This window comes from Burkholderia cenocepacia (assembly GCF_014211915.1).
GTDB lineage: Bacteria > Pseudomonadota > Gammaproteobacteria > Burkholderiales > Burkholderiaceae > Burkholderia > Burkholderia orbicola.
In genome coordinates this window covers 2,785,207-2,798,662 of the sequence record NZ_CP060039.1, presented here as the reverse complement: position 1 = coordinate 2,798,662, position 13,456 = coordinate 2,785,207, and the positions used below count along the sequence as shown (strand labels likewise).

General features: G+C 66.8%; 9 protein-coding genes and 2 pseudogenes. 8 read left to right on the top strand and 3 right to left on the bottom strand.

Annotated elements, in window-relative coordinates:
- Nucleotides 1–106 precede the first annotated feature (106 nt).
- Together ligA and def are read left to right on the top strand one after the other, a co-directional pair.
- Nucleotides 107–2,182, top strand: coding sequence for an NAD-dependent DNA ligase LigA (ligA, locus tag SY91_RS13280; RefSeq protein WP_006478484.1), 2,076 nt, complete (start codon nucleotides 107–109; stop codon nucleotides 2,180–2,182).
- Nucleotides 2,179–2,711: pseudogene (def, locus tag SY91_RS13275) on the top strand (peptide deformylase). Before ligA ends, def begins: the two are co-directional and overlap by 4 nt.
- Nucleotides 2,712–2,790: 79 nt before the next feature.
- Here the strand turns inward: def and SY91_RS13270 are convergent.
- From SY91_RS13270 to map, 3 genes and pseudogenes are all read right to left on the bottom strand, one after another.
- Nucleotides 2,791–4,667: pseudogene (locus tag SY91_RS13270) on the bottom strand (pseudouridine synthase).
- 16 nt (nucleotides 4,668–4,683) lie between these two features.
- Complete coding sequence (locus SY91_RS13265; RefSeq protein ID WP_006478486.1) at nucleotides 4,684–7,260, bottom strand: [protein-PII] uridylyltransferase; 2,577 nt, start codon at nucleotides 7,258–7,260, stop codon at nucleotides 4,684–4,686.
- A gap of 45 nt (nucleotides 7,261–7,305) precedes the next feature.
- Nucleotides 7,306–8,121, bottom strand: coding sequence for a type I methionyl aminopeptidase (gene map, locus SY91_RS13260; protein WP_006478487.1), 816 nt, complete (start codon nucleotides 8,119–8,121; stop codon nucleotides 7,306–7,308).
- Nucleotides 8,122–8,500: 379 nt separating this feature from the next.
- On the opposite strand from map, the gene rpsB reads away from it, so the two are divergent.
- The 6 genes from rpsB (at nucleotide 8,501) to SY91_RS13230 (ending at nucleotide 13,454) form a co-directional block, all read left to right on the top strand.
- Complete coding sequence (rpsB, locus tag SY91_RS13255; protein ID WP_011352461.1) at nucleotides 8,501–9,241, top strand: 30S ribosomal protein S2; 741 nt, start codon at nucleotides 8,501–8,503, stop codon at nucleotides 9,239–9,241.
- Between the two features lie 162 nt (nucleotides 9,242–9,403).
- The gene (tsf, locus tag SY91_RS13250; RefSeq protein ID WP_011549541.1) at nucleotides 9,404–10,285 is read left to right on the top strand and encodes a translation elongation factor Ts; all 882 of its coding nucleotides are present in this window, start codon (nucleotides 9,404–9,406) and stop codon (nucleotides 10,283–10,285) included.
- Between the two features lie 156 nt (nucleotides 10,286–10,441).
- Nucleotides 10,442–11,155 carry a UMP kinase gene (gene pyrH / locus SY91_RS13245; protein WP_006402648.1) on the top strand — a complete coding sequence of 238 codons (714 nt, stop codon included), beginning with the start codon at nucleotides 10,442–10,444 and terminating at the stop codon, nucleotides 11,153–11,155.
- Nucleotides 11,156–11,246: 91 nt separating this feature from the next.
- Nucleotides 11,247–11,807: a ribosome recycling factor gene (gene frr, locus SY91_RS13240; RefSeq protein ID WP_006478492.1), complete on the top strand. Its 561-nt coding sequence runs from the start codon at nucleotides 11,247–11,249 to the stop codon at nucleotides 11,805–11,807.
- Between the two features lie 49 nt (nucleotides 11,808–11,856).
- Complete coding sequence (gene uppS, locus SY91_RS13235) at nucleotides 11,857–12,639, top strand: polyprenyl diphosphate synthase (protein ID WP_006478494.1); 783 nt, start codon at nucleotides 11,857–11,859, stop codon at nucleotides 12,637–12,639.
- Nucleotides 12,633–13,454, top strand: coding sequence for a phosphatidate cytidylyltransferase (locus tag SY91_RS13230; RefSeq protein ID WP_043888492.1), 822 nt, complete (start codon nucleotides 12,633–12,635; stop codon nucleotides 13,452–13,454). Before uppS ends, SY91_RS13230 begins: the two co-directional genes overlap by 7 nt.
- Nucleotides 13,455–13,456 lie beyond the last annotated feature (2 nt).

Sequence of the window (13,456 nt, the reverse complement as noted above, 5' to 3'; positions counted from 1 at the left end):
TTCGTGTGCGCTGCAGCACGTCATCCGGCCCGCATTGCGTGCCCCGCCGCGGCGTCAAACTGAGATAATCGGGCATCCGATTTTTCAGAACGACTCTGCCGCCAGCATGGCCCGAACCCAAGCCGAACCGCCAGCCAGCCAGCCCGACGCGCGCGCCGCGTGGCTGCGCGACCAACTCGAGCGGGCGAACTACGCCTATTACGTGCTCGACCAGCCGGATCTGCCCGACGCCGAATACGACCGGCTGTTCCGCGAGTTGCAGCAGCTCGAAACCGACCATCCCGAACTCGTGACGCCCGATTCGCCGACGCAGCGCGTCGGCGGCGAAGCGGCCGGCGGCTTCACGCCGGTCGTCCACGATGCGCCGATGCTGTCGCTGAACAACGGCTTCGCCGACGAGGACATCGTCGCGTTCGATAAGCGCGTCGCCGACGCGCTCGCCAAGACGACCGACCTCGCCGGCTCGGTGACCGACCCCGTCGAATACGCGTGCGAACTGAAGTTCGACGGCCTCGCGATCTCGCTGCGCTACGAGCAAGGCGTGTTCGTGCAGGCCGCGACGCGCGGCGACGGGACGACGGGCGAGGACGTGACCGAGAACGTGCGCACGATCCGCTCGATTCCGCTGAAGCTGAAGGGCAAGCACGTGCCGGCGGTGCTCGACGTACGCGGCGAGGTGCTGATGTTCAAGCGCGATTTCGCACGCCTGAACGAACGCCAGCGCGCGGCCGAGCAGCGCGAATTCGCGAACCCGCGCAACGCGGCGGCCGGCAGCCTGCGCCAGCTCGACTCGAAGATCACCGCGCAGCGGCCGCTGTCGTTCTTCGCGTACGGCATCGGCGTGCTCGACGGGATGCCGATGCCCGACACGCACAGCGCGCTGCTCGACTGGTACGAGTCGCTCGGCCTGCCGGTGAACCGGGAGCGCGCGGTCGTGCACGGCGCCGAAGGCTTGCTCGACTTCTTCCGCAAGGTCGGCGAGAAGCGCGAGTCGCTGCCGTATGACATCGACGGCGTCGTCTACAAGGTCAACCGGCGCGACGAGCAGGAGCGGCTCGGCTTCGTGTCGCGTGCACCGCGCTTCGCGCTCGCGCACAAGTTCCCCGCGCAGGAAGCGCTGACGAAGCTCGTCGCGATCGACGTGCAGGTCGGCCGCACCGGTGCGATCACGCCGGTCGCGCGTCTCGAGCCGGTGTTCGTCGGCGGCGCGACCGTGACCAATGCGACGCTGCACAACGAGGACGAAGTGCGCCGCAAGGACATCCGGATCGGCGACACCGTGATCGTGCGGCGCGCGGGCGACGTGATTCCGGAAGTCGTCGGCGCGCTGCTCGACCGGCGCCCGGCGGATGCGGCCGAATTCGTGATGCCGACCGAATGCCCGGTGTGCGGCTCGAAGATCGAGCGCCTGCCGGACGAGGCGATCGCGCGCTGCACGGGCGGGCTGTTCTGCCCGGCGCAGCGCAAGCAGGCGCTGTGGCATTTCGCGCAACGCCGCGCGCTCGATATCGATGGCCTCGGCGAGAAGATCATCGACCAGCTCGTCGAGCTGAATCTCGTGCGCACGCCGGCCGACCTGTTCAATCTGGGCTTCGCGACGCTGGCCGAACTCGACCGGTTCGCCGAGAAGTCCGCGCAGAACCTGCTCGATTCGCTCGAGAAGGCCAAGCATACGACGCTCGCGCGCTTCATCTACGGGCTCGGCATCCGCCATGTCGGCGAATCGACCGCGAAGGATCTCGCGAAGCATTTCGGCTCGCTGACGCCGATCATGGACGCGTCGATCGAGGAACTGCTCGAAGTGAACGACGTCGGGCCGATCGTGGCCGAGTCGATTCACCAGTTCTTCGCGGAAGAGCACAACCGCACGGTCATCGAGCAGTTGCGCGCGCCGGGCAAGGTCACGTGGCCGGAAGGGCCGCCCGCGCCGAAGGCGCCGCAGGGCGTGCTGGCCGGCAAGACGGTCGTGCTGACGGGCACGCTGCCGAATCTCACGCGCGATGCGGCGAAGGAGATGCTCGAAGCGGCCGGCGCCAAGGTGGCTGGTTCGGTATCGAAGAAGACGGATTACGTGGTCGCGGGCGCCGAAGCCGGCAGCAAGCTCGCGAAGGCCGAGGAACTCGGCATCCCCGTGCTGGACGAAGACGGTCTGCACCAACTCCTGGAGGGCAATACGCCATGATTCGCGAGATCCTGAAGATGGGCGATCCGCGCCTGCTCGAAATCGCCCAGCCGGTCGAGCGGTTCGATACACCCGAGCTGCACGAGATCGTCGCGGATATGTTCGAGACGATGCACCACGCGAACGGCGCGGGGCTCGCCGCGCCGCAGATCGGCATCGGGCTTCAGATCATCATCTTCGGCTTCGGCAACAACAACCGCTACCCGGATGCGCCGCCGGTGCCGGAGACCGTGCTGATCAACCCGAAGGTCGAGTACCTGCCGCCGGAGATGGAAGAGGGCTGGGAAGGCTGCCTGTCGGTGCCGGGCATGCGCGGCGTCGTCAGCCGCTACGCGAAGGTGCGCTACAGCGGCTTCGACCAGTTCGGCCAGAAGATCGATCGCGTCGCCGAGGGGTTCCATGCGCGCGTGGTTCAGCATGAGTACGATCATCTGATCGGCAAGCTGTATCCGATGCGGATCACCGATTTCACGCGCTTCGGTTTCACCGAGGTGCTGTTCCCGGGCTCGATCCGGCCGACGACGACTGATCGTCCGCGCTTCCGCGAAAATGAAAAAGCCCGCTTGAGCGGGCTTTTTCATTGGATCGCGCACCGGGTGCGCCTACGGTCAGAACGTCTCGTCGGCGGACAGATAGCGCCATTGGCCTTGCGGCAGCGCGCCGAGCATCACGCGACCCATGCGCACGCGTTTCAGGCCGATCACGTCGAGGCCGACCAGTTCGCACATGCGGCGGATCTGGCGCTTCTTGCCTTCGCGCAACACGAAGCGCAACTGCTCGCCGTTCTGCCAGCTCACCAGCGCGGGCTTCAGCGCGACGCCGTCGAGCTCAAGGCCGTGGCGCAGCTTCGCGAGCGATTCCGCCGGGAAGTGCTGGTCGATGTCGATCAGTCGCTCGCCGAAGCGCACGCGCACCAGGTATTCCTTGTCGATGTCTGACTGTTCGCCGATCAACTGCTTCGCGATCACGCCGTTTTGCGTCAGCACGAGCAGGCCGGTGGAGTCGATGTCGAGACGGCCGGCCGGTGCGAGTGCATGCAGGTGTTGCGGGGAGAAGCGCACCGGCGAATGGTCGCCGCTCCAGCGGTTCGCGCGCGTGATCAGCACGGCCGCCGGCTCGTAGCCGTCTTCCGCTTGGCCCGATACGTAGCCGACCGGCTTGTGCAGGAGGATCGTCACTTGCGCGGCCTGCGCGGCGCTCGCACGCTCGTCGATCTCGATCTTCTGGTCGGCGCGCACCTTGGTGCCGAGCGTGTCGATGCGTTCGCCGTCGACGAGCACCCAGCCCTTTTCGATCCATTCGTCGGCTTCGCGGCGCGAGCACATGCCGAGTTCGGACATCCGCTTCGACAGGCGCAGCAGGCCCGTTTCGTCGCCGTAGTCGACGTCGGCCGCCGCGCGCTTGACGGGTTGCGCGGTCTTCACCGCGCCGAACGAACGGCGCTCGCCATCGCGCGCGGGGCGGGCCGGACGGTCGCCGAAGCTGCGCTTCGCGCCATCGCCGGCGGGCTTGTCGCGGTAGGACGGGCGCTTGCCTTCGTCGGCACCGGCACGACGCGGCCGCGCATCGTCATCATTGCGGCGCGGGGGCGATCAGACGACGTGCGGCGGTCGCCGAAGCTGCGCTTCGCCCCTTCGCCAGCGGGCTTGTCGCGGTAGGACGGGCGCTTGCTGTCGTCGCCACCTGCTGCACGGCGCGGACGCGTGTCGTCATCACGGCGGGGCGGGCGATCGGACGACGGACGGCGGTCGCCATAGCTGCGTTTCGCGCCTTCGCCAGCCGCGTTGTCGCGATAGGACGGGCGCTTGCCTTCGTCGGCGCCTGCGCGGCGCGGACGTGCATCGTCATCACGGCGCGGCGGACGATCGGACGACGTGCGGCGGTCGCCGAAGCTGCGTTTTGCGCCTTCGCCGGATGCGTTGTCGCGATAGGACGGGCGCTTGCCTTCGTCGGCGCCTGCGCGGCGCGGACGTGCATCGTCATCACGGCGCGGCGGACGATCGGACGACGTGCGGCGGTCGCCGAAGCTGCGCTTCGCGCCTTCGCCGGATGCGTTATCGCGATAGGGCGCGCGTGTGCTGCCTTCGCCACCCGCGCGACGCGGCCGCGCATCGTCATCGCCACGGCGAGGCGGCCGATCGGACGACGTGCGGCGATCGCCGAAACTGCGCTTCGCACCTTCACCGGCCGCATTGTCGCGATACGGCGCGCGCGCGCCACGCTCGGCGCCGCCGTCACGCGGGGCGCGCTTGGCCGGTGCGCGATCCGCGCCCGGACGCTCGGCGCCGGCCGCACCACGCGGCTTGAACGAGCGCTCGCCGGTGGCGGCGGCCGCAGCGGGCGCCTTCTTCGGGCGGGCCGGCTTATCCCCTGCGGGCGGCGCGGCGGGGCGCACCGGCTTGCGGGCGACGAGGCTGCCGGAGCGGACAGGGGCGCGAGTCGGCGACGCCGGCTTCGGATTCTTGACGGTTAATTTGGTGCGCATAAACGCTGGGATTCATTCAGACTGCGATCGCACGCAGCAATTCGGTTTCGAGCTGGATCTGCAGGCGGTTGTCGGACAGGCCGGCGCCCGCGAGCAGGAAGATGTCTTCGACGCGCTCGCCGAGCGTATTGATCCGCGCCGCATGGACGCCGATCCGATGTTCGGCGAGTACGCGCGCGATCGAATAGAGAAGGCCCGGCCGGTCGTTGGCGGACACGGACAGGATGTAGTACTGACCACGCTCGTCGGCCCGCAGGTCGACGCGCGGCGTGATCGGAAACGTCCGGGACAGCCTCGACAGGCGGCCCTTTGACGGTTCCGGCAGCGATGCGGTTTCGGCGAGCCGCGTCGCGAGCTGCTGCTCGACGAGATTCGCGATGTCGCGGTAACGCACGTCGCGTTCGGTCTGCGTGACGATGAAGTTGTCGAGCGCGTAGCCGTGCCGCGTCGTGCTGACGCGCGCATCGAGCACCGACAGCCCGTTGCGGTCGAAATACGCGCAGATGCCCGCGAACAGGTCGGGGCGATCCTTCACGTACACGAGCACCTGCAGCGCGTCGCCGATCGGCGACGGCCGCGCGCGGACGATCGCGGTTTCGGCGTTCACGTGCCGGTACAGCACGCGCGTCTGCCACGCGATGTCGGCCGCGTCGTGACGCAGGAAGAAGCCGACGTCGAGCTGATCCCACAGCGCGCGGTGCGCGTCGTCGGGCACGGTTTCCAGGCGCAGCAGCGCGAGCGCCTGCTCCTGTCGCGACTTCAGCTCCGAATGCGCGTCGGGGTTCGCGCCGCCGAGCACCGCGAGCGTGATGCGGTACAGATCCTCGAGCAGCTTGCCCTTCCAGGTGTTCCACACCTTCGGGCTCGTGCCGCGGATATCGGCGACGGTCAGCAGGTAGAGCGCGGTGAGATACCGCTCGTTGCCGACGACTTCGGCGAAGCGCTTGATGACCTCGGGGTCGCTCGTGTCCTGTTTCTGCGCGACCTGGCTCATCGTCAGGTGATGCTGGACGAGCCACACGATCAGCGCCGCGTCGTCGCCGGCGATGCCGTGCTCACGGCAGAAGCGTCGCGCGTCGGCCATCCCGAGCGTCGAGTGATCGCCGCCGCGGCCCTTCGCGATGTCGTGGAACAGCGCCGCGACGTACAGCACCCACGGGCGCTCGAAGTTGCCGATCAGCTGGCTGCAGAACGGGTATTCGTGCGCATGCTCGGCCACCGCGAAGCGGCGGATGTTGCGCAGCACCATCAGGATGTGCTGATCGACCGTGTACACGTGGTACAGGTCGTGCTGCATCTGGCCGACGATACGGCGGAAATTCAGCAGATAGCGGCCGAGCACGCTCGTCTGGTTCATCAGCCGGAACGCGTGCGTGATGCCTTCGGGCTGCTGCAGGATCCGCATGAACGTGGCGCGGTTCTGCGGATCGCGGCGCCACGCGTTGTTCATGATCTCGCGCGAGTTGTACAGCGCGCGCAGCGTGCGGGCGGACAGGCCTTTCACGCCGCGGGTCGTTTCGTACAGCAGGAACGCTTCGAGGATCGCGTCGGGATGGCGCTCGAACACGCCGTCGTCGACGATCTCGAGCATCCCCTGTTTCTCGACGAAGCGATCGGCCGACAGCACGCGCGTGATGCCGCTCGTCGCGGGGAACAGCTGCGCCTCGATATTCTGGATCAGGATCGTCGCGAGCTGCGTGACGGCTTTCGCGGCCCAGTAGTAGCGGCGCATCAACTGCTCGCTCGCGCGCTTGGCCTGCGTCGGCTGATAGCCGAAGCTCTCGGCGGCCTGCGTCTGCAGGTCGAACACGAGCATGTCCTGGCGGCGCCCGGCGATCACGTGCAGCCGCGCGCGCAGCGTCTTCAGGAAGCCTTCGTTGCGGCGCAGCTCGCGCGCTTCGCGGTCGGTGATGAGGCCGCGCGTGTCGAGTTCGCGCCAGCTGCTGCCGAAGCCGGCCGCGCGTGCGATCCACAGGATCGTCTGCAGGTCGCGCAGCCCGCCGGGGCTTTCCTTCACGTTCGGTTCGAGGCTGTACGGCGTGTCCTGGAACTTCGCGTGGCGCTGGCGCATCTCGAGCACCTTCGCGGTGAAGAACGCGCGGGCGTCGAGCGCTTCGTGGTAGCGCACGGTGAAGCGCTCGAACAGCGCGGTGCTGCCGACGATGCGGCGCGCTTCCAGCAGTGAGGTCTGCACCGTGACGTCCTGCGACGCCTCCTCGATGCACTGCGCGACCGTGCGCACGCTGCTGCCGATCTCGAGGCCGAGATCCCACGCCATCCCGATGAACCGCTCGATGCGCGCGTCGAGCGCCGCGTCGTGCGCATCCGGCAGCAGCACGAGAATGTCGACGTCGGAATAGGGCGCGAGCTCGCCGCGCCCGTAGCCGCCGACGGCGACGAGCGCGAGCGTCGCGGGCAGCCCGCATTCGTCCCACACGCGCTTCAATGCATCGTCGGTGAGTTTCGACAGCGCGTGCATCAGCGACGCGACGTTCGCCGCGTGACGAAAGCGCTCCAGCATCTCCGTCTTGGCGGCCTTGAATTCGGCGCGCCGCGACAGCGCTTCGGGCGAGGGGGCAGCGTGAGCGCTCATGGGCGGCCGTTCAGGTGCGGGTGGGGAGGGCTGGCGCGACGGCGCTCAGACGGCGGCGGCCGGTTGCGCGAATACGGGGCGCGCCGGCGAGCCGGCCGACACGGTCAGCACTTCGTAACCGGTTTCGGTGACGAGCACCGTGTGCTCCCACTGCGCGGACAGGCTGCGGTCGCGCGTCTTGACCGTCCACTGGTCGGGCATCGTGCGGATGTCGCGTTTGCCGGCGTTGATCATCGGCTCGATCGTGAAGATCATCCCGGCCTTCAGTTCGATGCCGGTGCCCGGGCGACCGTAGTGGACGACCTGCGGGTCCTCGTGGAACACCGTGCCGATGCCGTGGCCGCAGTATTCGCGCACGACGCTGTAGCCCTGTGCCTCCGCGTGCTTCTGGATCGCGTAGCCGATGTCGCCGAGGTGCGCGCCGGGCTTGACCTGGTCGATGCCGAGCCACATGCATTCGTAGGTGGTCTGCACGAGGCGCTTCGCGAGGATCGAACCCTCGCCGACGATGAACATCCGGCTGGTGTCGCCGAAGTAGCCGTTCTTGATCACGGTGATGTCGATGTTCAGCGCGTCGCCGTTCTTGATCACCTTCTCGCCGGGAATGCCGTGGCAGATCACGTCGTTGACCGAAATGCAGGTGGCCTTCGGGTACGGCGGATAGCCGGGCGGCTGGTAGTTCAGCGGCGCGGGGATCGTGCCTTGCTCGTTGAGCATGAACTCGTGGCAGAGGCGGTCGAGTTCGGCGGTCGTGACGCCCGCGACGACGTGCGGCGTGATGAAGTCGAGCACTTCGCTCGCGAGACGGCAGGCGACGCGCATCTCCGCGATATCGTGTTCGTTTTTGAGCGTAATAGCCATCGAGGTATGCCTGGAATGCGGTGAATTGACGGATTATCGCACCTTATGGCGGGCCTCGCAGCCCCTGCCGGCCGCGCGGATGCGGGTTTTCGCGGATTGTCCGGCCAGCTGCCGCGCGGCAAGCGGAAGTGCCGCGCGACTTGAGAGCGGACAAATCCGCGTGCTATACTCTTTGGCTAAGTCGATATCCAAATTTGCCGTTGTGCCCCATCTTGGGGCGGCATCGCGGTGAAAGGCTTACGGCACGGGCGTTTCGCACGTGCCGAATCGCAAGCCGGCGCAACCAGGGTGCCGTCCGTGCGGAATCCACGTCCTTCGAGGCGGGGTCGCGCGGCGGTACGGCAGCCGGCTTAAGACCCAACCCTCGTGGAGAATTTACATGGCAGTTACGATGCGCCAAATGCTGGAAGCGGGTGTCCACTTCGGTCACCAGACGCGCTTCTGGAACCCGAAGATGGCTCCGTTCATTTTCGGTCACCGCAACAAGATTCACATCATCAACCTCGAAAAGACGCTGCCGATGTTCACGGACGCACAGAAGTACGTGCGCCAGCTGGCAGCGAACCGCGGCACGATCCTGTTCGTCGGCACGAAGCGCCAGTCGCGTGACACGATCGCCCAGGAAGCGCAACGTGCGGGCATGCCGTACGTCAACGCACGCTGGCTCGGCGGCATGATGACCAACTTCAAGACGCTGAAGGTATCGATCAAGCGCCTGAAGGACATGGAAGCGGCCGTCGAATCGGGCGAAACCGAGAAGATGAGCAAGAAGGAAGCGCTGCTGTTCGAACGCGAAATCGCCAAGCTGCAGAAGTCGATCGGCGGCGTGAAGGACATGGGCGGCATTCCGGACGCAATTTTCGTCGTCGACGTCGGCTACCACAAGATCGCCGTCACGGAAGCGAACAAGCTGGGCGTGCCGGTCATCGCCGTGGTCGATACGAACCACTCGCCGGAAGGTGTGGATTACGTGATCCCGGGTAACGACGACTCGAGCAAGGCAGTCGCGCTGTACGCCGAAGGCGTGGCCGACGCGATCCTCGAAGGCCGCGCGAACGCGGTCAACGAAGTGGTCCAGGCCGCACGCGGCGACGACGAGTACGTCGAGGAAAACGCGTAACTGGCCCCGAGCCGGCGCAAAAAGGGGGCTCTCAACAGGCCCCCTTTTTTTAAGCTTGTGCGCCGGACCTGATCGCGCCGAATCGGCGCGGGTCCGGAAACGAATCTCGGCCGTTCGCGTCCAAGCGGGCGGCGTTGTGAATACAGACTCAAGGAGCGAATGATGGCGGCAATTACCGCAAGCATGGTGGCAGAACTGCGCGCGAAGACCGACGCACCGATGATGGAGTGCAAGAAGGCGCTGACGGAAGCCGACGGCGATCTGGCCAAGGCTGAAGAACTGCTGCGCGTCAAGCTCGGCAACAAGGCGAGCAAGGCCGCATCGCGCGTGACGGCAGAAGGCGTCGTCGCATCGTTCGTCGGCGGCAACGCAGGCGCGCTGGTCGAACTGAACTGCGAAACCGACTTCGTCGCGAAGAACGACGACTTCCTCGCGTTCTCGAAGACGGTCGCGGAACTCGTCGCGACGCAGAACCCGGCCGACGTGGCCGCGCTGTCGGCGCTGCCGCTCGAAGGCTCGACCGTCGACGCAGTGCGTCTGGCGCTGATCGGCAAGATCGGCGAGAACGTGTCGATCCGCCGTTTCGTCCGTTTCGAAACCGCGAACAAGATCGCCACGTACCTGCACGGCGCGCGTATCGGCGTGATCGTCGAGTACACGGGTGCGGAAGAGCAGGTCGGCAAGGACGTCGCGATGCACATCGCCGCGATGAAGCCGGTCGCGCTGTCGTCGGCCGACGTGCCGGCTGAACTGATCGACACGGAACGCCGCGTCGCCGAGCAGAAGGCCGCGGAATCGGGCAAGCCGGCCGAAATCGTCGCCAAGATGGTCGACGGCAGCGTCCAGAAGTACCTGAAGGAAGTGTCGCTGCTGAACCAGACGTTCGTGAAGAACGACAAGCAGACGATCGAGCAGATGCTGAAGGCAGCGAATGCGACGGTGCAGAAGTTCGCGCTGTTCGTCGTCGGCGAAGGCATCGAGAAGCGCCAGGACGACTTCGCCGCCGAAGTGGCCGCGCAAGTCGCAGCAGCAAAGCAGCAGTAAGCAGTCAGGCAGCATCCGCGGCGGGCGTCCGCTCCGCCGCGGCCGGCGGCGCCGCCGGCCGGCCGGGAACCCCGGTCCGGTCGTCGGCGCTTGCCCGAATCAGTATTTCGCCCCTACAGTTCGTGGTTGTCATCCTCTCGTCGCTCGGAAGCCCCTATGTCCAATGCCTATAAACGCGTCCTCCTCAAACTCTCCGGCGAAGCGCTGATGGGCGACGATGCCTTCGGCATCAATCGCGCGACGATCGAACGGATGGTGGCCGATATCGCCGAAGTCGTGCGTCTCGGGACGCAGCTCGCGGTCGTGATCGGTGGCGGTAATATTTTCCGTGGTGTCGCGGGCGGCGCGGCCGGCATGGACCGCGCGACGGCCGACTACATGGGGATGCTGGCGACGATGATGAACGCGCTGGCGCTGCAGGACGCGATGCGCCACGCCGGCATCGAGGCGCGCGTGCAGTCCGCGCTGCGCATGGACCAGGTCGTCGAGCCGTACATCCGGCCCCGCGCGATCCGCCAGCTCGAGGAAGGCCGCGTCGTGATCTTCGCGGCCGGCACCGGCAACCCGTTCTTCACGACGGATACCGCCGCCGCGCTGCGCGGTTCGGAAGTGGGCGCCGAAGTCGTGCTGAAGGCGACCAAGGTCGATGGCGTATATTCTGCCGATCCGAAGAAGGATCCGTCGGCCACGCGTTACACGACGATCAGCTTCGACGAGGCGATCAGCCGCAACCTGCAGGTGATGGACGCGACGGCGTTTGCGCTGTGCCGCGACCAGAAGCTGCCGATTCGCGTGTTTTCGATCAACAAGCCGGGCGCGCTCAAGCGCATCGTGCTGGGCGAGGACGAAGGTACGCTCGTCCACGTGTAAACTCCCGCGGATGCGGGCGACCGGCCGCGGCGCGCGACATGCGCCGGGCGGGGCCCGCGTTCTTTGAAGGTTTGAAGGTTCGGAGGTTGAAATGAGTGTCGCTGATGTCAAGAAGGGCGTCGAGCAAAAGATGCAGCGCTCGATCGAAGCGTTCAAGAACGATCTGGCCAAGATCCGTACGGGCCGTGCACACACCGGTCTGCTCGATCACGTGCAGGTCGACTACTACGGCTCGATGGTGCCGATCTCGCAGGTCGCGAACCTGACGCTCGTCGACGCGCGCACGATCGGCGTGCAGCCGTGGGAAAAGAACATGGTCGCGAAGGTCGAGAAGGCCATCCGCGAAGCCGATCTGGGCCTGAATCCGGCAACGACCGGCGACCTGATCCGCGTGCCGATGCCCGCGCTGACGGAAGAGCGCCGCCGCGAGCTGACCAAGGTCGTGAAGAGCGAAGGCGAAACGGCCAAGGTCGCGATCCGCAACCTGCGCCGCGACGCGAACGAAGCGCTGAAGAAGCTCGTGAAGGACAAGGAAATCTCGGAAGACGACGAGCGCCGCGCGAGCGACGACGTGCAGAAGCTGACCGACAAGCACGTTGCCGAAATCGACAAGCTCGTGCAGACCAAGGAAGCCGAGATCATGACGGTCTGACGACCGTCCTCGCGCGCCGCCTTCTTCCCGCATTACTGTCTCAACGGCCATGACCTATACCAGCTCTACCGTTCGCGTGCCTGACGTCGGTGTCGTGCCGCGTCACATCGCGATCATCATGGACGGCAATGGCCGTTGGGCGACCGAACGCCGCTTGCCGCGCGTCGCGGGGCACACCCGCGGCGTCGATGCCGTGCGGGCGGTGGTCGAGGGCTGCGCGCGCGCCGGCGTCGAATACCTGACGCTGTTCGCGTTCAGTTCGGAAAACTGGCGCCGGCCGAACGACGAAGTGTCGTTCCTGATGCGGCTGTTCATCACCGCGCTCGAGCGCGAAGTGGGCAAGCTGCATGCGAACGGGATCCGCCTGCGCGTCGTCGGCGATCTCGACCGTTTCGAGCCGCGCATCCGCGAGCTGATTCGCCGTGCCGAAACCAAGACGGCGCGCAATACCCGTCTGACGCTCACCATCGCGGCCAACTACGGTGGCCGTTGGGACATCCTGCAGGCGACGAAGAAGCTCGTCGAGCAGGCCGTGCGCGAAGGCCGCGAGGTCGAGGTGACCGAGGACGCATTCGCGCCGCACCTGGCGATGGCCTACGCGCCGGAGCCCGATCTCTTCATCCGCACCGGCGGCGAGCAACGCGTCAGCAACTTCCTGCTGTGGCAGCTCGCGTACGCCGAATTCTATTTCACCGACAAGTACTGGCCGGATTTCGACGGCGCGGCACTGGCCGACGCGATGGCGTCGTATACCGAGCGCGAGCGCCGTTTCGGGCGCACGAGTGCGCAGCTCGAACCGCAATCGCAGAACGCCGACTCCCTTTCATGCTGAAAACCCGTGTGATCACGGCGATCGTGATGCTGGCAGTGCTGCTGCCGGTGACGCTGTTCGCGCCGCTCGCCGGGTTCGGCGCGCTGATCGGCGTCGTGCTGGTGTTCGCCGCGTGGGAATGGGCGCGCCTGCTGAAGCTCGGCGGCGCCGGTCCGATCGTCTATGCGCTCGTCGCGGCGCTCGCGCTCGCAGCCACCGCGCCGCTCGGCGTCGATGCGGCTGCGTCCCGTCCCCTTTTCATGGCGGCCGGCGTGTTCTGGCTGCTGGTCGGCCCGTTCGCGCTGCGGCGCAAGCCCGCACTCGCGGGCGGCGTCTGGCGGCCGTTCCTGCTGGCTGCGGGCCTCGTCGTGTTTGCCGCCTGCTGGCACGCGCTCGTGGCAGCCCGCGCGCTGGGCGTGCCGTTCGTGCTGTCGCTACTTCTCGTCGTCTGGCTGGCCGATATCGGCGCATACTTCGCGGGCAAGGCCTTCGGAAAGCGTAAACTGGCCATCACGATCAGCCCCGGCAAGAGCTGGGAAGGCGCGATCGGCGGCTGGTTCGCGGTGATGGTCGTCGCCGGTGTCGCGATGGCCGTGCACGCATTCGAACCGACCCTGTTTTCTGCATTTGCCGCGCGCTACGGGATGCCCGGTGCGTGGGCCGCGCTGACGCTGCTGGTTGCCTACAGCGTGATCGGCGACCTGTTCGAGTCGCTGCTGAAGCGGCAGGCGGGCGTGAAGGATTCGAGCGGACTGCTGCCGGGCCACGGCGGCGTGCTCGATCGTGTCGACGCGCTGCTGCCGGTGCTGCCGCTCGCGATGCTGCTGCTTGGTTAAAC

Bases quoted from the DNA above. Each gene is read 5' to 3' on its own strand.
- ligA (WP_006478484.1), top strand. From the start codon at position 107: ATGGCCCGAACCCAAGCCGAACCGCCAGCCAGCCAGCCCGACGCGCGC.
- SY91_RS13265 (WP_006478486.1), bottom strand. From the start codon at position 7,260: ATGAGCGCTCACGCTGCCCCCTCGCCCGAAGCGCTGTCGCGGCGCGCC.
- map (WP_006478487.1), bottom strand. From the start codon at position 8,121: ATGGCTATTACGCTCAAAAACGAACACGATATCGCGGAGATGCGCGTC.
- rpsB (WP_011352461.1), top strand. From the start codon at position 8,501: ATGGCAGTTACGATGCGCCAAATGCTGGAAGCGGGTGTCCACTTCGGT.
- tsf (WP_011549541.1), top strand. From the start codon at position 9,404: ATGGCGGCAATTACCGCAAGCATGGTGGCAGAACTGCGCGCGAAGACC.
- pyrH (WP_006402648.1), top strand. From the start codon at position 10,442: ATGTCCAATGCCTATAAACGCGTCCTCCTCAAACTCTCCGGCGAAGCG.
- frr (WP_006478492.1), top strand. From the start codon at position 11,247: ATGAGTGTCGCTGATGTCAAGAAGGGCGTCGAGCAAAAGATGCAGCGC.
- uppS (WP_006478494.1), top strand. From the start codon at position 11,857: ATGACCTATACCAGCTCTACCGTTCGCGTGCCTGACGTCGGTGTCGTG.
- SY91_RS13230 (WP_043888492.1), top strand. From the start codon at position 12,633: ATGCTGAAAACCCGTGTGATCACGGCGATCGTGATGCTGGCAGTGCTG.